Annotated in this window: 23 protein-coding genes and 1 tRNA gene; 5 read left to right on the top strand and 19 right to left on the bottom strand. The window is 59.3% G+C overall.

What is annotated here, in order from left to right; genetic code table 11:
- Nucleotides 1-65 precede the first annotated feature (65 nt).
- From J3Q04_RS08035 to J3Q04_RS08025, 3 genes are all read right to left on the bottom strand, one after another.
- Entirely contained in the window at nt 66-1,238 is a 1,173-nt protein-coding gene (locus tag J3Q04_RS08035) for a zinc-dependent alcohol dehydrogenase (protein ID WP_434559954.1), read from the bottom strand.
- A 254-nt stretch (nt 1,239-1,492) separates the two neighbouring features.
- Nucleotides 1,493-2,068, bottom strand: coding sequence for a GNAT family N-acetyltransferase (locus tag J3Q04_RS08030; protein ID WP_434607052.1), 576 nt, complete (start codon nt 2,066-2,068; stop codon nt 1,493-1,495).
- Between the two features lie 44 nt (nt 2,069-2,112).
- Nucleotides 2,113-2,694, bottom strand: a complete 582-nt coding sequence (locus J3Q04_RS08025; RefSeq protein ID WP_434607054.1) for a hypothetical protein — start codon at nt 2,692-2,694, stop codon at nt 2,113-2,115.
- A 127-nt stretch (nt 2,695-2,821) separates the two neighbouring features.
- Between J3Q04_RS08025 and J3Q04_RS08020 the strand changes: the two genes are divergently transcribed.
- Nucleotides 2,822-3,799 (top strand): DMT family transporter, encoded by a 978-nt coding sequence (locus tag J3Q04_RS08020; protein ID WP_434607056.1) that lies wholly within the window; start codon nt 2,822-2,824, stop codon nt 3,797-3,799.
- Here the strand turns inward: J3Q04_RS08020 and J3Q04_RS08015 are convergent.
- From J3Q04_RS08015 to J3Q04_RS08005, 3 genes are all read right to left on the bottom strand, one after another.
- Nucleotides 3,774-4,265, bottom strand: coding sequence for a nuclear transport factor 2 family protein (locus tag J3Q04_RS08015; RefSeq protein ID WP_434607057.1), 492 nt, complete (start codon nt 4,263-4,265; stop codon nt 3,774-3,776). The genes J3Q04_RS08020 and J3Q04_RS08015 overlap by 26 nt on opposite strands.
- A gap of 126 nt (nt 4,266-4,391) precedes the next feature.
- Entirely contained in the window at nt 4,392-5,414 is a 1,023-nt protein-coding gene (locus J3Q04_RS08010; RefSeq protein WP_434607059.1) for a UV damage endonuclease UvsE, read from the bottom strand.
- A gap of 237 nt (nt 5,415-5,651) precedes the next feature.
- Nucleotides 5,652-5,741: transfer RNA gene (locus tag J3Q04_RS08005), tRNA-Ser, on the bottom strand.
- Between the two features lie 306 nt (nt 5,742-6,047).
- Here J3Q04_RS08005 and J3Q04_RS08000 point away from each other — a divergent pair.
- From J3Q04_RS08000 to J3Q04_RS07990, 3 genes are all read left to right on the top strand, one after another.
- Nucleotides 6,048-6,737: a crotonase/enoyl-CoA hydratase family protein gene (locus tag J3Q04_RS08000; protein WP_434607061.1), complete on the top strand. Its 690-nt coding sequence runs from the start codon at nt 6,048-6,050 to the stop codon at nt 6,735-6,737.
- Between the two features lie 186 nt (nt 6,738-6,923).
- The gene (locus J3Q04_RS07995) at nt 6,924-7,646 is read left to right on the top strand and encodes a 1-acylglycerol-3-phosphate O-acyltransferase (RefSeq protein WP_420767225.1); all 723 of its coding nucleotides are present in this window, start codon (nt 6,924-6,926) and stop codon (nt 7,644-7,646) included.
- 132 nt (nt 7,647-7,778) lie between these two features.
- A complete protein-coding gene (locus tag J3Q04_RS07990; protein WP_420767224.1) occupies nt 7,779-8,750 on the top strand; it encodes a magnesium and cobalt transport protein CorA in 972 nt (323 codons plus the stop codon).
- Between the two features lie 95 nt (nt 8,751-8,845).
- On the opposite strand, the gene J3Q04_RS07985 is transcribed toward J3Q04_RS07990, so the two are convergent.
- The 3 genes from J3Q04_RS07985 to J3Q04_RS07975 form a co-directional block, all read right to left on the bottom strand.
- On the bottom strand, nt 8,846-9,580 hold the full coding sequence (locus tag J3Q04_RS07985; RefSeq protein ID WP_434607063.1) for an amidotransferase: 735 nt from the start codon (nt 9,578-9,580) through the stop codon (nt 8,846-8,848).
- An 87-nt stretch (nt 9,581-9,667) separates the two neighbouring features.
- A complete protein-coding gene (locus J3Q04_RS07980) occupies nt 9,668-11,812 on the bottom strand; it encodes a 3-hydroxyacyl-CoA dehydrogenase NAD-binding domain-containing protein (RefSeq protein WP_434607065.1) in 2,145 nt (714 codons plus the stop codon).
- Between the two features lie 24 nt (nt 11,813-11,836).
- Complete coding sequence (locus J3Q04_RS07975) at nt 11,837-13,042, bottom strand: acetyl-CoA C-acetyltransferase (RefSeq protein ID WP_434607067.1); 1,206 nt, start codon at nt 13,040-13,042, stop codon at nt 11,837-11,839.
- 610 nt (nt 13,043-13,652) lie between these two features.
- Between J3Q04_RS07975 and J3Q04_RS07970 the strand changes: the two genes are divergently transcribed.
- Entirely contained in the window at nt 13,653-14,465 is an 813-nt protein-coding gene (locus J3Q04_RS07970) for a c-type cytochrome (RefSeq protein ID WP_434607069.1), read from the top strand.
- A 161-nt stretch (nt 14,466-14,626) separates the two neighbouring features.
- Here the strand turns inward: J3Q04_RS07970 and J3Q04_RS07965 are convergent, their stop codons facing one another.
- The 10 genes from J3Q04_RS07965 to J3Q04_RS07920 form a co-directional block, all read right to left on the bottom strand.
- Nucleotides 14,627-14,968 (bottom strand): ribonuclease E inhibitor RraB, encoded by a 342-nt coding sequence (locus tag J3Q04_RS07965; protein WP_420767219.1) that lies wholly within the window; start codon nt 14,966-14,968, stop codon nt 14,627-14,629.
- Nucleotides 14,969-15,170: 202 nt separating this feature from the next.
- On the bottom strand, nt 15,171-15,407 hold the full coding sequence (locus tag J3Q04_RS07960) for a hypothetical protein (RefSeq protein WP_420767218.1): 237 nt from the start codon (nt 15,405-15,407) through the stop codon (nt 15,171-15,173).
- A gap of 138 nt (nt 15,408-15,545) precedes the next feature.
- The gene (locus J3Q04_RS07955) at nt 15,546-16,154 is read right to left on the bottom strand and encodes an START domain-containing protein (RefSeq protein ID WP_420767217.1); all 609 of its coding nucleotides are present in this window, start codon (nt 16,152-16,154) and stop codon (nt 15,546-15,548) included.
- 54 nt (nt 16,155-16,208) lie between these two features.
- On the bottom strand, nt 16,209-16,463 hold the full coding sequence (locus tag J3Q04_RS07950; RefSeq protein ID WP_434607072.1) for a YkgJ family cysteine cluster protein: 255 nt from the start codon (nt 16,461-16,463) through the stop codon (nt 16,209-16,211).
- Nucleotides 16,464-16,610: 147 nt separating this feature from the next.
- The gene (locus J3Q04_RS07945; protein WP_434559976.1) at nt 16,611-17,093 is read right to left on the bottom strand and encodes a translation initiation factor 2; all 483 of its coding nucleotides are present in this window, start codon (nt 17,091-17,093) and stop codon (nt 16,611-16,613) included.
- Nucleotides 17,094-17,178: 85 nt separating this feature from the next.
- A complete protein-coding gene (locus tag J3Q04_RS07940) occupies nt 17,179-18,621 on the bottom strand; it encodes a PLP-dependent aminotransferase family protein (protein ID WP_420767214.1) in 1,443 nt (480 codons plus the stop codon).
- A gap of 194 nt (nt 18,622-18,815) precedes the next feature.
- The gene (locus J3Q04_RS07935) at nt 18,816-19,625 is read right to left on the bottom strand and encodes an OmpA family protein (RefSeq protein WP_434607074.1); all 810 of its coding nucleotides are present in this window, start codon (nt 19,623-19,625) and stop codon (nt 18,816-18,818) included.
- Nucleotides 19,622-19,981, bottom strand: a complete 360-nt coding sequence (locus J3Q04_RS07930) for a DUF4398 domain-containing protein (protein ID WP_420767212.1) — start codon at nt 19,979-19,981, stop codon at nt 19,622-19,624. The genes J3Q04_RS07935 and J3Q04_RS07930 overlap by 4 nt, the downstream gene beginning before the upstream one ends.
- Before the next feature lie 9 nt (nt 19,982-19,990).
- A complete protein-coding gene (locus J3Q04_RS07925; RefSeq protein WP_420767211.1) occupies nt 19,991-20,815 on the bottom strand; it encodes a substrate-binding periplasmic protein in 825 nt (274 codons plus the stop codon).
- A 75-nt stretch (nt 20,816-20,890) separates the two neighbouring features.
- Nucleotides 20,891-21,820: an electron transfer flavoprotein subunit alpha/FixB family protein gene (locus J3Q04_RS07920; protein WP_420767210.1), complete on the bottom strand. Its 930-nt coding sequence runs from the start codon at nt 21,818-21,820 to the stop codon at nt 20,891-20,893.
- Nucleotide 21,821: the final 1 nt, after the last annotated feature.

Below are 21,821 nucleotides of genomic sequence, written 5' to 3'. Positions count from 1 at the left end.
CCTTTTCTGTGAGCGCTTCGCACTCAAGCGGGAGCGAGCTCCCTCGCCACGGGTGCATCGTCGGCTCAAGGCTTGAGCACCACCTTCACACAGCCGTCTTTTTTGTCCCGGAAGGTGTTGTACATTTGCGGGCCGTCTTGAAGGCTCACGGTATGAGTGATGACGAAGCTTGGATCGATCTGCCCCTCCTGGATGCGCCGGAGCAGGTCGTCGGTCCAGCGGTTCACGTGGGTCTGCCCCATCTTGAAAGTCAGGCCCTTGTTCATGGCCGCGCCGAACGGGATCTTGTCGATCAAGCCGCCATACACACCGGGGATGGACAACGTGCCGGCGGGGCGGCACACATACATCATCTCCCGCAGCACGTGGGGGCGGTCTGACTCCAGCATCACCGCTTGCTTGACCCGATCGTAGATGGAATCGAACGAACGGGTCGCGTGGGATTCCATGCCTACCGCGTCGATGCATTTCTCTGGGCCCTTGCCGCCCGTCAGCTCGGCCAAGCGGTCCAGCACACTTTCGTCATCGAAGTTGATGGTGATGGCGCCCCCGGCCTTGGCCATGGCCAGGCGCTCGGGCACGTTGTCGATGCACACCACCTGCTTGGCTCCCAGGATCACCGCGCTGCGCACCGTGAACTGTCCTACCGGACCGGCGCCCCAGATGGCCACGGTGTCGGTGGGCTGGATATCGCATTGCACGGCCGCCTGCCAACCGGTGGGGAATATATCCCCTAGAAACAGCACTTGCTCATCGGTCAGGCCGTCCGGAATCACCACCGGGGTAAAGTCCGCATAAGGCACCCGCACGTACTCGGCCTGGCCGCCAGGATAGCCGCCAGTCAGATGGGTATAACCGAACAGCCCGGCAGTGGTGTGGCCGAAGGCCTTGTCGGCCAGGTCCTTGTTGCGGTTGCTGCGCTCGCAGACCGAGAAGTTACCCCGACGGCATTGATCGCATTCACCACAGCAAATCGTAAAGGGCACCACCACGCGATCGCCAATTTTCAGTTTCTTGTTGGCCGAACCCACTTCGACTACTTCACCCATGAACTCATGGCCCATGATGTCGCCATGCTTCATGCCGGGCATGAAGCCATCGTACAAGTGCAGGTCCGAGCCGCAGATGGCGCACGAGGTGACCTTGATAATGGCGTCACGTGGGTCTTCTATGGTGGGGTCGGGCAGATGATCATCACAGCGGATATCTTTTTTTCCATGCCAGCGTAACGCTTTCATCTTGGTACACCTCCTGAACAGGTCGGTGCGCCAGCCATGAACATTCTCGTTATGCGCACCTACTGATGTTTTCGGTCGGAGGAAAACGCGACAAGTTCAAAGCATGTCTGCACACATCGGTAAAACGCGATAGACGGTTGCGCCGTCGCTCGGGTTATCAAGCGGCTCTTCCCTCCGCTCACCCCAGACTCATTGCCCCCGAAAAACTTGCCTCCACCGGCCCGATAAGAAAGACCGCGCCCAAAAATCCGGGTTCATTCAGGTACGACTGGGTATCCTTGACACAGCTTTTCCCCAAACCACTCCTCACGCGTCATCTCCCAAACCTCCTTGAGCGACGCCCCAAAGACAAAGTCGCCCTGCTGCGTCCCGACCATCCGCATGCCTTCACGCTCCGAAATCCTGCGAGAAGCCAGGTTACCCACCGCCTTCGGCACTTGCATGACCGGACGCTCCAGCGTTTCGAACCAATAGATGTTGATCGCCGCGCAAGCCTCGCGCATGTAGCCTTTTCCCTGCCATTGCGGCGCCAACCAGAAACCGCGGTTGTTGCCGGGCTGGTCGTACAGGCTGATGCTGCCGATACGCTGAGTGGGATCTTCGGCCAAGCGAATCATCCAGTGCCACTCGCGTCCGGCGGCAACAGCGGGGAGCGCCTGATCGCGCACGTAGGTCAGCGCGCCGTCATCCGGGTAGGGCCAGGGCACACGACTGTCGAGGTAGCGGACCACTTCCCAATGCGGAAATAGCCGTTGAATTGCCGGTGCGTCCGACAGCGCCAGGGGGGTAAGGATAAGGCGGCGGGTTTGGAGCGTGGGAATGGGGCTCATGATGAAAACTCCTTTTTCAGATGTTATGGCGTGCCCGCCCCCCGCTACAGGTTATCCGTAACCCTGCACAATTTGCTGTCCTTCAAGAATGAAGGGGGCAGTTGCGTCGTCGCCGCGGGCAGTTGCTTGAGCCTCACTTCACATTCAAAACGGCCCGCGGCGTCCAGTTGGTAATCCTCCCCTGCCTTAGGGACAAAGCTGAACATGTTGTAGCATCGATCGCCGATGTAATGAAAAGCGATGGGCTGCCCGGCCGGTATCAACAGCTCAGTCATGACCGTGGAAGATGAATGCTTGTCGTCGTCTGGCATGCCCAGGCTTTCGCCGTTGCGATTGGCATAGCCATCCCGGAACGCCACCATGACCCCGGCGCCTGGCTGGCGGAAGTCCACGCAGTCAGACTTGGGTACGGCCCTGACCATGCCGTCGCTGATCACCCGCAAACGCGCGGTCTCGCCACCGTCAGGCGTTGAGTAAGGGGTGGAGAAAGAACGGACATCCGACAGCGCTCCGCAACCGCTGAGCAGGGCCAGGAGGCTGATGCTCCAGGCCTGTCGCAGCACGCGGGACGTCTTGCGCGAGCAAATGTTGAGTCGGGGGTTGAGGGGGTGCGGTGATTCGCTCACGATGATGCTCCATGCAGGTCTGTTATCCAGGGCCAACGACGGTCGAGAGGGACGCGATGTCAGCGCGAGATTTTATAAGGGGTTCGCAGACACTCTGCAATGGCCGATGTATCGGGGCGCACGCCTGATGATCCAGGCTCAATCAAACCTCATCGCGGGCTTGGCCCTCGCAATCATCGCGACGCTGAGCTGGGCCTTGAACTTCATTGCGCCTTACGTCACCGGTGCCTACACGATCTACGACTTGTTGGTCGTACGGTTCCTGGTTGCCGGTGCCCTGGGCCTGGGTGTCGTGCTGCTCTACCGGGCCCAGCTTCGGCACCTGCGGTGTGATCAGATGCTTGTGGCCGCAAGCCTGGGCGTGATCGGCTACCTCGGCTATAGCGCGTGCATCGCCGCCGGCATCATCTTCGGCGGGCCGGTGCTGACGCCGGCCTTCATTGGTATGGTGCCCGTGTTGCTGGCGCTGCTGGGCAACGCCACGGCCAAGACCCTCCCGTGGCGCAAACTGGCGATCCCCTTGGTTTTCTTGACGGTTGGGCTGCTGGTGTCGAATCTCGGGGCTCTCCATCATCCCGCTGCGGGCGCAGGATCGTGGCTGATGGGATTAATGTTCTCAATCGCAGCCGTGCTCTTATGGCTCGCATTCAGCGGGTTGAACCAACGCGCCTTGCTCGCGCTGCCACCCCACGCATCCGGTGCGTGGACTGGCCTCATGATGGTCGGTGCCGGACTGGGCACCTTGTGCTTGTTACCGGCGGTACAAGCGTTCGACCTGCTCAAACTGCCGAGCCTGGGGTTCAGCGTTTCCGTTGCGGGCCGTTTATATCTCTGGGGTTTCGTGATTGCGCTGATGTCGTCCTTAGTCGGTGCCTGGGCTTGGAACGCCGCGTCCCAGCGTTTGCCCATGGTGCTTTCCGGGCAATTGATCGCCTTGGAATCGGTGTTCGCCACGCTGCTTGGCCTATGGTTTCACCACCGACTTCCGACGCTTCTAGAGGCATCAGGACTTGCGGCTGTACTGGTTGGGGTGGTCATGGCGGTGCGGATCATCCTGACGACGCGGGACCATGTAAGCGTTATTGCGGCGTCACCCGACGCATGAGCTCATCCAATGCGTAAGTATCCAACAACGCCGTCACCTGTGTGATTTGCCCATCCTTGAGCGTCATGTGCCACAGGTAAGTGTTTTTATAGGGCTTGTGATCAAGTGCCGTGGCTGTCCCGTTCCAAAGAACAACCACGACGTCGTTCTCGGCAATGATGCTTTGCACCGTTGGCACAATCGGCGTAGCCAGCCGAGCAGTGATCGGGCGCACGGCTTGGGCCAACTCAGCCTTGCTGGTGTAGACGCCTGACACCGGGCTTGTGCCGGCCACGGTCCATTTGGCATCCGGCGCCAGCAGGTCGAAGACCGTGCCCTTGCCCTCCTGCCAATTCGCGAAAGCCTGGCGAACCAGATCCGTATTGGTACGTTGAACATTGTCCGAAGCCCAGCCGTTGCCCGCTGAGAATATAAAAGAAAGTGCAAGCACTTGGGCTTGCCAAGCCAAACTCATCCACCGGGTCATGATGTTCTCCCACAGCCATTAAATTTCAATAGAACCTTAACGGCATACGGGTATAGGTCTTTGCTCGATACTGCAGTGGGGTTGCCTGATGCTGTTTGGCGCTGAGCTATCACGTGGATACCGCCATCAACGCCGTACAACGTCCTCGTAGAAACCCTGCGCTGCCAGATTCTTGTCCTTCGCCTCCAACATAATGTCGAACCGGTCCAGAAACCTGAGGGCGTACTGGTTCGTCCAGCGATTCCACATCTGCGCGCTGTGGCCGTACAGGTCACGCTTGGACACGACCCTCAACAAGGCATCCATCTCAAGCTTATCGTCGGCATCGAAACCCAACGCCTGAAGCCGCTCCGGGGGTTGGGAGTAATGCATGGTGGGCCGCACGCCGCGCCAACTGTCGATGACGCGATCGACTCGTGGGGAATCCGGCGCGATGTAATCGTTCTCGTTGATCCAACAGTGATGGATATCCAGCACGATGGGTGCGAGGTCGGCAAGTTCCAGACAATCATCCAGGCCGTAGGTCTTTTCCTCGTTTTCGAAGGTAATGCAATTGCGCGCCGCCTCCGACAACCGTGGCCAGACCGAACATATCCCCTCGCCCCCCAGCCGCCCGGCAATGTGCACGTTGCATTTGAAATCCTGGAAATGCCGACCAAAGCCCATCATCCGGATCATGTCGGCGTGGTACTCGAACTCGGCGAGGCTGTTCTCCACCACCGGTGGTTTATCCGAACCGAGCACGCAGTATTGCCCAGGGTGAAAGGACAGGCGGATATCCGCTGAACGCGCCAGGTCCCCGATCGCGCCAAAGCGCTCTTCCAGTTGGGCTTGGATGGCAGGGTCCTGATAGAACGCGCTCACCTTCGGATGACTGTAGAACGGCAATAGATCGCTACTCAGCCGAAGCATGCGCAGGGTCGGGGGAAGCTCGGCGACGTAGGCGATAAGGCGTAACTGCGCGTCGAGATTATGCGTGATGATTTCCAACAGCTTGTCGCGGGCGACCTGTGGGGAGACGCTGTCCATCCAGCGCAACGTTGTGGTGCGCGGATTGAAGGGGGCTTCGATTGTCTTTAGCGCGGCCGCCGAGAGGCCGCGATCAGGGTGCCGGTATTGGCAGGCGAAGCCAATGCGGGGGTGGGTCATGGGGAGTCCTGGCCGTTGAGTCTGTGTTGGCGGTAGACATCCTGGCGGCCGAGTCGTCGTTTTTGATTGGTCGTTGAAACAGCTCTCCTCGGAAAGTATTCGAGATCAGGCAGTGCCGGCCAGAACAGAAGCGTGGGCTGGTCCCACATTGTTCCCATACCGCCCCTTTTCCAGACGCCAAAAACCACAAACCCCCGACTTTCTCTAGGAAAATCAGGGGTTTGTGTTTGTAGAATGTGGCGGTGAAGGAGAGATTCGAACTCTCGATACAGTTTCCTGTATACACACTTTCCAGGCGTGCTCCTTAAGCCACTCGGACACTTCACCGTGTCTCGGCAAACTGTTCAGTCTGTCGAGGCGCGCTAATGTAGTCGAAAGCCTTGGCGATGGCAAAGGTTTTTTTCAGAATTTTCATGTGCTTAAGGCAGGCCAGCATTTCAAACGGGTCGGGGCATGGCAAACCGGCCAAACTTCGGCTTTGTCCGCAGGCCCGCTTATAGAAGCAAGCGCGGCCCATCGGGCGGGCGAGGCCGTTTGAAAGGGGCGGGGCTGACCGGTGAGTCAGTCACGGCGCTTTACCTGGCCTGCGACGGTGGGTAACGTCTGCTGACTTCTCTTACAAGGAATAGCGTCATGAGCGACCTGATTGCCTACCATCTCGAAGACGGTATCGCGACCCTGACCTTGAACAACGGAAAGGTCAATGCCATTTCGCCTGATGTGATTGCCGCGTTCAACGCTGCGTTGGACCAGGCAGTGGCCGATCGCGCGGTGGTGATCATTACCGGGCAGCCGGGGATTCTGTCGGGCGGGTACGATTTGAAAGTAATGACCGCAGGTCCCAAGGAAGCGGTGAGCCTGGTGGCGTCCGGTTCGACCCTGGCTCGCCGCCTGTTGTCGCACCCCTTCCCTGTCATTGTCGCTTGCCCGGGGCATGCGGTCGCCAAGGGAGCGTTCCTGTTGTTGTCGGCGGATTACCGCATTGGTGTCGAAGGGCCGTTCACGATCGGCCTGAACGAGGTGCAGATCGGCATGACCATGCACCATGCCGGTATCGAGCTGGCCCGGGATCGGTTGCGCAAGTCGGCATTCCACCGCTCGGTCATCAATGGCGAGATGTTCAATCCCCAGAGCGCCGTGGATGCGGGCTTCCTCGATAAGGTGGTGTCGGCGGACGAATTGCAAGCTACGGCGTTGGAAGCGGCGCGTCAGTTGAAAAAGATCAATATGACCGCCCACAAAAACACCAAGCTTAAGGTTCGCAAGTCGCTGCTGGATGCGTTGGACAGCGCGATATTGCTGGACCAGGAATACATGGGCTGAACCCTGGCTGAAGTGAGGTTTCGACACGTGCGGCTTAAAACCCGGCGACCGCTCTAAGCCGCTTCTTACGCGCCATTTCGAAACATCAGCTTAAACATCGCCCATCTCCTACCTCTATAGGGGCAATTGCTGAAAACAGTGCACATCCGTACACTGCGCCACCTTTTGTCCCTGTGGGGCCTGTTGATGTTGTTTGCACTGCGTATGTCTTTGATGGGCCTGCACTTTATCCTGGCGGGTGTGTTGGGGGTGATTCTGGGTGTGTGTCGCCCGTTCAACCCTGACAACAGCCGTCTGTGCGCCAGGCTGTATGCGGTACCCGCGATGTGGATCCTGCGCCTGCGGGTCAAGGCCGAAGTCGACACACTGGCGAATAAAGCCCAGAGCAGCGTGATCATCGCCAATCATCAATCCAACTATGATCTGTTTGTCTTCGGCAATGTGGTACCGCGTCGTACCGTGTGCATCGGCAAGAAGAGCCTGAAATGGGTACCGCTGTTCGGTCAATTGTTCTGGCTGGCGGGCAACGTGTTGATTGATCGGGGCAATGCAATCAAGGCCCGCAAGTCGATGCTGACCACCACCCACACCCTCCAGCATGAAGACACCTCGATCTGGGTGTTTCCGGAAGGCACACGCAACTTGGGCGCTGAATTGCTGCCGTTCAAGAAAGGCGCGTTCCAGATGGCGATTGCTGCCGGAGTGCCGATCATCCCAGTCTGTGTGAGCACTTATATCAAGCATATGCAGCTCAATCGCTGGCGCAGTGGTGACATTCTCATACGCTCCCTGCCGGCAATTCCCACGGCGGGCCTGAGCATGGACGACATGCCTCGCCTTATCGCTCAATGTCGTGAGCAGATGCGCGAGTGCATCGAGACGATGGACCGGCAGTTGCAGCCCATGTGAACAAGAAACCCGCCCCTACGGCGGGTTTTCTTTTACGCGAACTTCGCGAATTTCGCTGACTCTCAATCAGCGTGGCGCGCTAAGCTGGACGCTGCCCCCACTGCCAATTTCCAAGAAGAAGCGAACCACATCATGGGTAGAGTTGTTGCTGCTGCGGTTTACAGCGCCGGTAAGAAAGTCACCAATATCACCCTCGATGAAGGCAGCGCCTGGGCGGCGAAGCCCGGACACTTCGTGTGGATCGGCCTCGAAGAGCCCAGCACCCAGGAACTGACCAACCTGCAGCGCCAGTTCAACCTGCATGAGCTGGCGATTGAAGACGCGATGGAGAAGCACAGCCGGCCCAAGCTGGAAACGTTCGGCGATGCGCTGTTCATCGTCACGTATTCGCCGGTGCGCAAGGACGGCAAGCTGCAGTTCATCGAAACCCATATCTTCGCCGGCAAGGGCTACATCATTACCGCCCGCAACGGTCACTCGGCGTCTTACGCCCATGTCCGGCAACGCTGTGAGGCACGTCCTATCCTGCTGGAGCACGGGGAGGATTTCGTCCTTTATGCAATCCTCGATTTCGTCATTGAAAATTACCTGCCGGTGGGCGAAGCCATTCATGCCGAGATCGATGAACTGGAGCGCAACGTGCTATGCAGCGCCCTGAATGAGCGGGACATCCAGAACCTGCACAGTTTGCGCCGCGACGTGCTGCGCCTGCGTCGCTATGCGGCGCCGATGGTGGAAATCAGCGAAGAACTGCAGCGCCTGGATTTCCCCTTCATCGACAAGAACATGAGCCCCTATTTCCGCGACGTGCAGATCCACGTCACACGGCAGATGGAAGACTTGGCGACCCTGGCGGACATTGCCAGCCAGACGATTGAAATCGGCGTGCTGCTCGAAGCCTCGCGCCAGAGCGTGGTGCAACGCAAGTTCGCCGCCTGGGCGGCAATCCTGGCGTTTCCGACGGCGGTGGCCGGCATCTACGGGATGAACTTCGAAAACATGCCGGAGCTGACCTGGCACTATGGATATTTCCTGGTGCTCGGGTTCATCGGGGTTGGATGTACCGCGTTGTGGGCAAGTTTCAAGCGGTCGGGGTGGTTGTAGGATTTTTCGACGGGATTTGCGTAGCCTTCTTCGCGAGCAGCTTCACACCGTTGATCAGCAGTGAACCGCTGATCAACGGTGGCATGCCCGAGTAGTCAGCCCTGGGCGGCATCGGCTTGGGGTTTATGGGCGACGAAACGCATCATCCACTCCGCTACCGTCGTACCGTGATGTTCCTGTTCCAGGCTCGCCACGCCCTGGCTGTAGATCTTCTCACCGAGGTGTTGCTGGCGAATCTCCAACAAGGCCCGGGAATAGTCGTGGATGAATTCCGGATGGCCCTGGAAGCACAGGACTTGATCATTGATGTGATAAGCCGCGTACGGGCAGAAATCGCTCGAGGCTATGACGGTGGCATTTTCCGGGAGCTCGGTGACTTGATCCTGATGGCTGATCAACAAGGTCAGCTCCTCCTTCACCGGGCTCATCCAGGGGGCCTTGGCCGCGAGTTTGTAGCGATGGGTGCCCACCCCCCAACCCTGGCTGGCGCGCTCGGTCTTGCCGCCCAACAGCAGTGCCAGCAATTGATGGCCGAAGCAGACGCCTAGCAGCTTGTCGCCACGCTGGTAGCGGTCCAGGAGATAAGTCTTGAGCGTCTGTATCCACGGATCGGTCCCGAAGGAGTCCGCCTTGCTGCCGGTCACCAGATAAGCGTCGAATTGTTCATCGACGCTTGGATACTGCCCTTCCACCACGTTGTACACGACAAATTCTGCCGCAATGGGCTGCTGCGAAAACAGGCGCTGGAACATCTGCCCGTAACCCTGATACTGGTCGACCAGTTCTGGACGCAGGATATCGGTTTCCAGAATGCAGATGCGTAGCGACATAAAAAATACCTGACACGATGATGGGAATATTGCACACCCCAGAGCCTGCCCTGAAACACCGTCCCAAGGCAAGCCCCCCGCGCATAGTCAGAACAGTGCTTGAGCGGCGGCCTTTTCCAGCAACAGTGCCGGGGGTGAAAAACGTTCGCCGTATTGCTCGGCCAAGTACTGGCTGCGGGCGATAAACGCCTGCAAACCGTACTGGTTGATAAACTGCAACGCCCCGCCCGTCCAGACCGCGAATCCGATGCCGAAGACCGAGCCAATATTGGCGTCCGCCGTCGAGGTGACAACGCCTTCCTCGACGCAACGAACGGTTTCCAGGGCCTGGATGAACAGCAGGCGATCACGGATATCCTGGGCTGGAATCTGCCCCGCGGGTTTGTCGAAACGCGCCTTGAGCCCCGGCCAGAGATATTTCTGCCCTTGGGTTGGGTACTCATAGAAACCGGCTCCGGCCGCTTTACCTGGCCGTTTGTATTCTTCGAGCAGCAGATCGATCACAGCGAATGCGGGGTGCTCAGTCGGAGCTTTCCCCTCTGCTCGCAAGTCTTTGGCAGTCTGCGTGCGGATATGCCTCATCAGGCTGAGTGAAACTTCGTCGGAGACAGCCAGCGGCCCGACTGGCATCCCGGCCTTGCGTGCCTCGGTTTCGATCATCGGCGCGCTCACGCCTTCGCCGAGCATCGCGATGCCTTCGTGGGTAAAGGTGCCGAACACCCGCGAAGTGAAAAACCCACGACTGTCGTTGACGACAATCGGCGTCTTGTCGATTTGCCGGACGAAATCGAAGCCACAGGCAAGCGTTTCGTCAGAGGTGCGGGCACCCTTGATGATCTCGACCAAGGGCATTTTTTCCACTGGACTGAAGAAATGCAGCCCGATGAATTTGCCCTCGTCCGGCACCGCCATCGCCAGGCCGGTGATGGGCAAGGTCGAAGTATTGGACGCAATCACCGCGTCCGGCCCGGCCACTGCTTGGGCTGCGGCCGTCACGCTGGCTTTAAGGACGCGGTCTTCGAATACGGCCTCGATGACCAGGTCGCAGCCGACCAGGTCCGCATCGCTGTCGGTCGGCTGGATCCTCGCCAGGATGGCGTCGCGCTGTTGCGCGGTGAGTAGGCCATGGACGACTTTCTTGTCCAGCAGCAACGCCGCGCGGCACTTACCCTTTTGCGCTGCGTCCAGGTCAATGTCCTTGAGTACCACGTCGATGCCGGCCGCAGCACTGACATAGGCGATACCCGCGCCCATCATCCCGGCGCCGAGCACAGCGACTTTTTTCGTCAGAAAAGGCGCAAAACCCTGCGGGCGGGAACCTCCGGCCTTGATCTCGTTGAGTTGGAACCAGAACGTACCGATCAGGTTTTTCGCCACCTGGCCAGTCGTCAGCTCGGTGAAGTATCGGGTTTCGATCAACTGCGCCGCATCGAAGCCTACCTGCGCGCCTTCCACCGCCGCACAGAGGATCTTTTCCGGTGCGGGCAGGCAGCCCTGGGTCTTGCTGCGCAGAATCGAAGGCGCGATCGCCAGCATCTGGGCGACCGCCGGGGCGGACGGCGTGCCCCCAGGGATCCGATAGCCCTTCATGTCCCACGGCTGGGCCACGCTCGGGTTAGCGAGAATCCAGGCCCGGGCCTTGTCCAGCAGCTCGTCGCGATCCGTCGCCAGCTCATCGATCAAACCAGCCAGCAGCGCTTGTTGCGGACGAACCCTGGTGCCTTCGAGCAAATACGGCAATGCCTTCTCCAAGCCCAGCAAGCGCACCATCCGCACCACACCGCCGCCGCCCGGCAACAGGCCAAGGGTGACTTCCGGCAGGCCGATCAACACCGAGGGATGGTCCAGCGCCACCCGATGATGGCAGGCCAGGCAGATTTCCCAGCCGCCGCCCAGGGCCGCACCGTTGATAGCGGCGACCACCGGTTTGCCGAGGGTCTCCAATGCGCGCAGCTGCGCCTTGATCTCGGACACCGTTTCGTAAAAGGCCTGGGCCTGGGATTTGTCGACCTGGACCAACTCGTTCAGGTCGCCGCCTGCAAAAAACGTCTTTTTGGCCGAAGTGATGATCACGCCGGCGATCGAGTCTTTTTCGGCGATCAGGCGAGCAACGCAGGCGCCCATGGCCTCGCGGTATATCGCGTTCATGGTGTTGGCCGCCTGCCCCGGCATGTCCAGGGTCAGCACGACGATCCGGTCCGGGCCGGTTTCGAAACGAATGGCATGGGTCATGAAGTGTTCCTTCAAAATCGGGGCTCAGAGGCGTTCGATAAGGGTGGCAATGCCCATGCCGCCGCCGACACACAGTGTCGCGAGGCCATAGCGCAGGTGACGCGCCTCCAACTCATCGAGCAGCGTGCCAAGGATTGCGCAACCGGTGGCGCCCAACGGATGGCCCATGGCGATCGAGCCGCCGTTGACGTTGACCTTGGCGGGATCGATGGCCATGTCCTTGATGAACTTGAGCACCACCGAGGCAAAGGCTTCGTTGACTTCGAACAGGTCGATGTCCTCGACCCGCAGGCCAGCTTTGGCCAATACCTTGCGGGTGGCAGGGGCCGGACCGGTGAGCATGATGGTCGGCTCGCTGCTGGTGACGGCAGTGGCAACAATCCGCGCCCGGGGTTGCAAGCCCAGCTCGCGACCTTTGGCCGGGGAGCCAATGAGCATCAGCGCGGCGCCATCGACGATGCCCGAGCTATTGCCCGGCGTGTGCACATGATTGATCCGCTCCACATGGCTATAGACGCGCAATGCCGTGGCGTCGAAGCCCATCTGGCCCATCGCTTCGAAGCTTGGCCGCAGTTTGCCCAGGCCTTCGAGCGTCGAGTCAGCGCGGATGAATTCGTCATGGTCGAGCAGCACGATGCCATTCTGGTCCCGTACTGCCACCAGGGATTTATCGAACGAGCCGTTCTCCCGTGCTCGCGCGGCTTTTTGCTGGGATTGCAACGCAAAGGCATCGATGTCCTCGCGACTGAAACCTTCGAGGGTGGCAATCAAGTCGGCGCCGATGCCCTGGGGAACGAAATGGCCGTGCAGATTGGATTGCGGGTCCAGCGCCCATGCGCCGCCATCGCTGCCCATAGGCACACGGGACATGGACTCGACGCCCCCCGCCACTACGAGGTCTTCGAAACCGGAACGAACCTTCATCGCGGCCAGGTTCACCGCTTCCAAACCCGAAGCGCAAAAGCGGTTGAGCTGAACGCCGGGCACGCTGACATCCCAGTCAGCCATCAGGGCGGCGGTCTTCGCGATGTCGGCACCTTGATCGCCGATCGGCGTCACGCAGCCGAGCACAATGTCGTCCACCTGGCTGGTGTCCAGGCTCATGCGGTGGCGCAACGCCGTCAACAGGCCACCGACCAGGTTCACCGGCTTGACGGTGTGCAGGGCGCCGTCAGCTTTTCCCTTACCGCGAGGCGTGCGTAATGCGTCAAAAATCATAGCTTCGGTCATGACATCCTCAAACCGCGATCGGCTTTTACAAACACCTCTAACCTTAAGCCCAGCGGCGGCGGATTCAATGACCTCAGTGCTCAACGACATTGACAGGCACGCTCAGACGAACGGTAGCGAGCTATCGGATTAACCGTTTCAGGTAAGCAAGCTGTCTAGCAAAAGGGCCCGCAAGCAGCTGGCAATAGGCCTCATGCTGTTTTGATAACCTGGACCCATAAACTGATACTAATTGGGTCTAAGCGAAGCCAGCTGCGGCCCCTAATGTAAACCTTGTACAAGTAAGTCGTCGGGTTTTGCCGAGGCGCTTGTCAGACAGGAAGTGCAACGCCAGCCGTCACGGAGTAATGCAGGCTGGCCTCAGGAAATAACAAAAAGGCGGGTCAGCCATGTTCAAACATACGAAAGTTCGTCAAGCCGGACTCATTCTCTTCGCCACGACGCTGCTGTTGATCTTGCCGAACATCACTAAAGTGATCGGCTGACCCAGACGCGCGATGTCCGCTTTATTACAGTCGTTTCGCTAAATAAATGTGAGAGGGTTGATTGTTCCGGCAACGGTGGCTGTGCCAACCTTTGCGCCTCCCTCTCGACATGGACGGCGATTCACTTGAAAGCACTTATTGTCCTCGGGGCACTGCTGATCAGCGGCCCTCTGTACGCGGCGCAGCTCACGCTGGAGCTGGGCGCGGGTACCCGCACCTGGCAGACTGAAGAGCTACTCAAGCATCCCGACGTTCAAACGGTTCAGATCAACGAAGACGTTTCCTACAAGAAACCCATGAGCTATCGCGCCGTGCCGTTGACCTCGCTATTGACCGGGGTGCAACCGAACGATCATCTGCAAGCCGTAGCCCTGGACGGTTTCGCAGCTGAACTGCCAGCGGCGCCATTACTCAATGCACACGGCGCCCGCGCGTGGCTGGCGATCGAGGACCCGACCAAACCCTGGCCGGCGTTGGGGGAAGGCAAGCAAAGCGCCGGTCCTTTCTATCTGATCTGGACCGATCCTCAAGCGGGCCATATCAGCCCCGAGCAATGGCCGTATGCGCTGGCAAGCATCAAGCGCCTGTCACCAGTGGCCGACCGCTTCCCCGCCCTGCTGCCCTCGCCCAGCCTGGCCAAAAACGATCCGGTCAACAAAGGCTTCGAGTTGTTTCAGAAAAACTGTTTGGCTTGCCATCGACTCAACGGCGCGGGTGATGCGCAGTTCGGACCGGACCTGAACATTCCCTTCAACCCTACGGAATACTTTTCGAAAGATTTCCTCAAACGTTACATCCGTGACCCTCAAAGCTTGCGCCACTGGCCACAGGGTAAAATGCCGGGATTCTCCGCAGCGGTGTTGCCGGATTCTGAGCTTGACCTGTTGGTGGGGTATTTGAAGCACATGGCAGGACGCAAGCAGCCGTTGAAGCCGTAGGCGCGTTCCTTCGCCGCAAAGCCCGTTACCACTGGGCGTTGTGGCGGATCGCAGACCGATTGTGGGAGCAAGCTTGCTCGCGATGACGACAGAAAATCGATCAGCACCCAACATGAAAACGGCCGACACAAAGGTCAGCCGTTGCTGGATGCATAAAACATTCAGGCCTGCAGGCGACGGATCTCCTGCTTGACGCCCCACCCTTCGATAACGCCACCCAAGGGCTCGACCACGGCCTCGAAGTTCAACTCGAAATCGCCGATGTCATCATAAGTGGCGTACATCACCCGGCTCAGTTCGAGCGACCAGGCTCCATCGTCCCGCGCGCTGATCTGCGCATTCAGCGATTCCCCCCTGAATTGGCCTGCCGCCCTGCGCGCCCGTTCCTCGTCGGGGAAAATGGCATAGAACTCGATGGGATGAAATTGGGAGAAATCGAAACCGCCTTCTTTCATGCGGCGCAGCACACTGGTGCTGATGTCTTCTTGATAGGCTGTGCTCATGAAACGTCCTCCTCAGACCGATGGATAGACTTTCCGTCTTCCCGTGCGTGCAACCGCTGGTTACAAGCAGTACGGCATCAACTGGCCGTCGGGACACAAGCATGTAGCTGACAAGACCGGACCTTGGCGATCCTTTCGCTGATCTCGGTTGCAGAGTAGCTTCAAGTCATCGCCACTGCCAAGCGGGACCGAACAATGAATTTCATGAAATCGGTTTAATGCTGATGATTTCAATGCTGTTTTGGGTCTTGAGGCTTTTGAGCGTAGGGTCTTGCGTGCGACCTTCCAGATCGTTGAGATCAAGCTTGGCGGGCACGGGGAGCAGTCTCTGGCGGATCAATTGGGCGGCCTGTTCCATTGTGGGCTCCTGGTCGTAATCGAACTGCTCGGCGACGGCTTCGCCGTGATCATCAACGAAAGTGATTTCCCACTTCTGCATCGGTGTCTCCTCGATCAATACATGGCCGGGCTTACGTCTATCTCGACATTGATGGCGAAACAATCGTTCCGCTGAGTTCGCTGACGGCACCAATGAAAAAACCGCCTCGTGGGCGGTTTCTTCATCGCGGCCTACCGATTATTTTTCGGCACGCTCTTTCAGCGCTTTCAGCGTATTGAATGGCGCGTCCACCACGAACTTGTTAGCCAGCCAGGACGGTACATCACCCCCCGGCTCGGTGTGGACTTGGTAAGTCACTTCGATCTGGTTCGCCGCCTTGGGGGTGAACTTCCAGAAGCCTTCGACCTGCGTCACGCGCACAAAGCCTTTCTCTTCCGGCAGATAGGTAGGCACGCCCTTGAGTTTGCGAGTGAGGCTGCCATCAGCTCCTTCAACGGTAGTGACTTCCAGCACGGAGTCGCGGGCCGTGACCGGCCACGGCGTATTGAATTGGGTGTACGTCCAGCTCTTGTCGCCCTCGTGCTTGAGCAACTTCTGGCTTTTGCATTCATGGATCCATCCACACGCATCCGCAACGTCTTCCTGCAGGGCCCGCAGTTTGGCCATGGTGGTTTTCATGACGGTCACGCCGCGATAGGCCTTGTACTTCGAGCCAGCGACCTCACTCAGCGACACCTGGATACCTTCCTTTTCTTTGGCGACTTGCCAGTCTTCTGCCTGGGCGGTAGCTGTTGCCAACAGGACGGTCAATCCACACAACACAGCCATACGATGCAGCGAACCCATAATTATTTTCCTTATCGTCCAAGTTCGTTCATGTCGTTTCCGATCGTTGCCCCACTACGCTGCCGTGACCTGCTCCCACCAGCCAATCAATCGAATGGCTTCTTCGCTGCTATTGCCGCAGACCTCAAGGTCCGCCTCAAACGCCGAACACACCGCCGGGCGTTCAGACTGGCCGAAGATCAGGCAGAGATTACCGGCCGACAACTGCACGCAACGTTCTCCCGCCGGCTTGCCTTGGGGCATGCCAGGGATGGGAGAACTGATGGAAGGGGCGATGCAACAGGCGCCACAGCCTTCACGGCACTTCATGACGACAGGATCCTCACGACAAGTAATGATTGGTAACAGGACACAGGGTAACGGCTAAAACAGCCGTTTGAAATCGCCGTCCGGGGGTTTTTTTCGTAGTGGTGGAGTGACCCGGCAGTCAGCGACGAACAGCAGCATTGCATGGCCTTATTGCTTGAATTCGAATTCCAGTGCCGCGCCTTCCACTTCGTTGCGCTCCTGATTGCGCAAGGGCAGCTGCATCTCGTTGCTCAGCAGACGGCCGTTGAGCTGGAATGGGCCGGGCTTTTCCCCAAACATGGACGGCAACAGTGGCTCACGCTTGGGCAGGGGCACCTTGCCGGGTGGCTGCAACTGATCGACCATATCGTGTGGCAGGCTCAGGTCCAGCCTGGCCGGTGGTAAAGGGGTTTTGGCGACTTCGCGGGCCGATTTGCTCTTGGAGGCAATGGGGGCGCGCTTTTTCTTTGCGGCGGCCGTTTTGGCGGGCGTCTTTTTGACAGTCTTTTTTATCTCGGCGGTTTTCTTCGCGGTGGGCTTGGCGGCGCTGGCGGCCGGTTTCTCTTGGGCCGAAGCTGCCATGGCACTCCCCATGTCGAGGACACTCAACAGGCCGATCAAAACCCACGCAGCAGGAACAATGGCTTTCATAGACACGACGACACCTACGGCAGAGATGTCCATGCTCGCCCGATATTGAGGCGCTGACAAGCACATCGGGCCAAGCCGCTGATTTCTATAAAAACCCGCTGGCGGTCTCCTGGCACAACTGGGTCGCCAGCAACCCCAGGGTCATCAACGCACGCTCTGCCTCGCGATTCCAGGGTATGCCGCAATTCAGGCGGATGCAGTGGTTGAATTGCTCGGTGTTACTGAAAATCAGCCCGGGGGCGATGCTGATGCCCTGTTGCAGCGCGCGGACGTGCAGTTCCTGGGTGTTGACCCGCCCCGGCAGGCTGACCCAAAGAATGAACCCACCGGTGGGACGACTCATCTGCGTGCCTTCCGGAAAGTGCTGTTGCACCGCCAATTGAAAAGCGCTGAGGTTCTTGCGGTACTCCTGGCGAATATAGCGCAAGTGCCGGTCATAGCCGCCATTCTCCAGGTAAGCCGCGATCCCCATCTGAGTGACGCTGCACGCCGAATGGGTGCTGAACGTCTGGAGTCGCTGGATCTCCTGCTGGAACTTGCCGGCGATCATCCAGCCAATCCGAACGCCGGGCGAAAGGGTCTTGGAGAAACTCGAACAGTAGATCACCCGATCCAAGCGATCGTAGGCCTTCAATGCCTTGGTCCGGCCCTGTTCGAACATCAGTTCGCCATAGATGTCGTCCTCTACGATCTGGATATCGAAATCCGATGCCAGGCGCAGCAGTTGTTTTTGCCGCTCTTCGGGCATCGTGCCACCCAGGGGATTGCTCAGGCGCGTGGTCAGGACCAGCGCCTTGATCGACCATTGGTTGGCCGCCAATTGCAAGGCTTCAAGGCTCATGCCAGTGACCGGGTCGCTGGGGATCTCGATGACCTTCAGGCCCAGCAGATCCGCCAGTTGCAGCAGCCCGTAGTAAGTGGGCGACTCGGCGGCGATCAAATCCCCGGGACGCGTCAGCACGCGCAAGGACATCTGCAGGGCGTCGACGCAGCCATGGGTGATGACGACCTCGGAAGGATCCACCACCACGCCGGCGTCACGCATGCGGATCGCGACTTGGCGGCGCAACGGCTCGAAGCCGGGACTGAACATGTAGCTGAACGCCCGCGGGCTGTGGAAACGCGTGACCTTGGCCAACTGCTGATGCAACGCCCGCACGGGCAGATAATCAACGCTCGGCACCGCCGCGCCCAGCGGAAACACCCCTTCGCGGCGCGACTCGACCAACACCTGTTGGATAATGCTGCTGCGCGTCACCAATCCGGGGCGCTCGACCCGGGCAATGTCCGGCGTCGGCGCGGTCAACGCCGGCGTCTGGTGCACGTAATAGCCCGATTGCGGCCGCGCGCGAATCAGCCCCTGGTCTTCAAGGTTCGCATAGGCCTGGAGGACGGTGGCATGGCTGACGTTGAGCTGCGAACTCATCTTGCGCACCGAAGGCACGCGTTCACCCGGCTGATACACCCCACGCCGGATGTCTTCCGCCAACTGTTGCGCAATACGTTGATAGAGCAGGAGGTTGGTCATGACGCAGTACTCGATTTCGCAGGCGTTTTATTCTTGTCGGAAATTCTACCGGCACAGTTTAGAAGTGTACTGGGACAGTTGCCAGATTACTCGACAGTACAGTGGGTTGACAGCCCCAACTGTACTCATCCCAAACATCAGGCGAAAAAAAACCCGGCGCCTCGAAGGGGCCGGGTTTTCCAGTGACGCCGTCCTCAACGGGCGGCGCCGAGCTGGCCCTTGTCATCGGAGAATACGATTTCAACGCGACGGTTCTGCGCCCGGCCACGCTCGGTTGCGTTGACGTCCACCGGGTATTGATCGCCGTAGCCTTCGACCTGGATGCGCTTTTCGTCAATGCCAAGGTCCACCAGCACGTCCGCCACGGCCTGAGCGCGGTCGCGGGACAGCTTGAGGTTTTCCTGCTTGCCGCCGGTGCTGTCCGTGTAGCCCTCGATGCGCACCACGCGCTTGGGATTGAGTTGCAGGAACTGCACGATCTTGAGCACCACGCGATTGGCCGAGTTTTTCAACTCGGCTTCGCCGGTATCGAACAGCACATCCCCGAGGGTCATCACCAGGCCGCGATCGGTCTGGGTGGTCGCCATCGCCATGATCTGCTCTTCAAGCCACTTGCCCTGCTGCTGGACACTCAGCAGCTTGGATTCGCGCAGGGCCAGCTGCAGGCGCTGGCGCTCCAGCTCGAGCTTCGTCGCGCGCTCTTCGTTGAGCACCTGGTTGCTGTGCTCACGGGCAATCTGACTGTAGCGCTGACTCAAGTAGGCGTAATGCTGCACGTCCTCACCGCTACCCCAGTAGCTGGACAAGCGATCGGCGCGGGCCAGGGATTCGCCGGCCCGGATCACGTCCCGGGGCGCCGCACGCAGCACGTTGGCATCTTCCTTGACCTTCTGGAAGTCATCGCTGGCCTTTTCCAGCGCCACCTCGCTGCGCTGTCCGGCGCAACCGTACAGACTGGCCAGCCCCGCGAGGACCAGGCCGCCCAATACTTGGGAGTGCTTCATTGGGCATCCTCCCTCAGCTGTTTGCGCAAGCGCTTGATGCGAGTGTCGAGCACGTTCAATTGCTCCTGGCTCTTGAGCGTCAGCACCTTCGCTTCGGCCAGGCGTGCATCCAACTCGGCCTGTTCAGCGCGCATGCGCGCCTTTTTATAGGATTCATCGGCCATGTTGGATTTGGCGCGCGTGAATTTTTCTTCAGCCAGTTTCAATTCGGGTACTTCGTCGGTGGTGGCACCCACCGCACGCGCTTGCTCAATGGCCTGTTCAGTCAGGCGGATCTGTTCATTCGGCGCTGGATCGGCTGCGCAACCCGCCAGAGCCAGAACGGCCAGGGCAGCGAAAAGAGGTCGAATAGTCACTAATATTCCCTACTGTTTGGGGGCGCTGACGGGGGACTTCAACTGTGCTCTCCAACGCTCCAGATTGCGCTGCAACACAGCCTCCGCCAGGCCAGACGCGGCCAATTCTGTCATCTTTTGCGCCAGCTGTCCGCGTAACCATGGGTCATTGCAGGCGGAGTTATGGGAAAGCGCGAGGAACAAGCCCGGCTTGTCCACCGCTTGCGGCGCGGCTTGCAAGTCATTCGCCATCCCTAGCGTCTGCGCCATCGCCAGGCCCGAGTAGCGCCCCGCCAGTACATATTCCACTTCACCCAGGAGCAGTTTCTGAAAGGCCTGGGTCAGGTTGGGCGTACGGGTCACGGTTAGATTCTGCTCAGCGAAAAGGCCAAATCCCTGTGTCATGCGAGCCTTTTCCGACAAGGCGCCGTTATGCCCGTGAAGATCCTCCGGTCGCTCGACCACCAGCGTCGAATCCTTGCGTGTCCAGACCAGGTAATCGTTCTCCAGCAGTGGCGGGTGCACGTAATCCAAGGCTTGCAACCCAGTCGTGGTCAGCGGGGCATCGGTGAGCAGGTCCATGCGTCCGCTGCGCACTTCGTCCAACGCCTGGGCGCGTTTGCCGGCGTAGAGCAATTCGATCTTGATCCCCAGCGCCTGCGCCACCTGCGCCAGCAGGTCGGCCCCGGCACCGATCAAATGCTTGGGATCCTGGGGATCTTGCCAAAGATAAGGCGGCGCATCGGGGCTGCCAGTAGCGATCAGGCGCTCGCATTTGCCAGCGGCGGCAGACAGCCCTGGCGCGCACGCCAACGCCCAGAACAACGACGAGCAAGCCAAACGGCGAAGATCCATGGCACTAAGCGCTCCGGAAACAGAAATAAAAAACCCGGCCAAAAGGCCGGGCTCTTTATAAGTGAAGATGCCGGATTAGACCAGCTTCTCCAGCTCAGGGATGGCTTCGAACAGGTCCGCCACCAGGCCGTAGTCGGCCACTTGGAAGATTGGCGCTTCTTCGTCCTTGTTGATCGCAACGATCACCTTGGAGTCCTTCATGCCGGCCAAGTGTTGGATCGCGCCGGAGATACCGACGGCGATGTACAGCTGTGGTGCAACGATCTTGCCGGTCTGGCCGACCTGCATGTCGTTGGGAACGAAACCGGCGTCGACCGCTGCGCGGGATGCGCCAACGGCAGCGCCCAGCTTGTCAGCCAAGGCGTACAAGTGCTTGAAGTTGTCACCGTTCTGCATGCCGCGGCCGCCGGAAACGACGATCTTGGCGGCGGTCAGCTCAGGACGATCGGACTTGGCCAGCTCTTCGTTGACGAAGCTGGAAATGCCCTTGTCGTGGGCAGCGCCCACGGCTTCAACGGCAGCCGAACCACCTTCGGCGGCAACCGGGTCGAAACCGGTGGCGCGAACGGTGATGACCTTGATCGCAGCGGTCGATTGCACGGTGGCGATGGCGTTGCCAGCGTAGATCGGACGCTTGAAGGTGTCGGCGCTTTCTACCGAAATGATTTCGGAGATCTGGTCGACGTCCAATGCAGCAGCTACGCGAGGCAGGATGTTCTTGCCGTTCGATGTCGCGGCCGCCAGGATGTGGCTGTAGCCACTGCCCAGCTCAGCTACCAATGGAGCAACGTTTTCCGGCAGTTGGTGCGCATAGGCAGCATTATCGGCGTTCAGGACTTTGCTCACGCCAGCGATCTTGGCGGCGGCTTCGGCAACGGCGCCAGCGCCCTGCCCGGCCACCAGGACGTGGACATCGCCACCGATTTTGGCGGCGGCAGCAACGGTGTTCAGCGTGGCCGGAGCCAGCGCCTTGTTATCGTGTTCGGCGATTACCAAGATAGTCATA

Origin of the sequence: Pseudomonas sp. D4-21, assembly GCF_051132125.1 — a bacterium.
Taxonomy (GTDB): domain Bacteria; phylum Pseudomonadota; class Gammaproteobacteria; order Pseudomonadales; family Pseudomonadaceae; genus Aquipseudomonas.
Note: the sequence above shows the minus strand (reverse complement) of the source record. Positions and strands in the feature narration are given on the sequence as shown.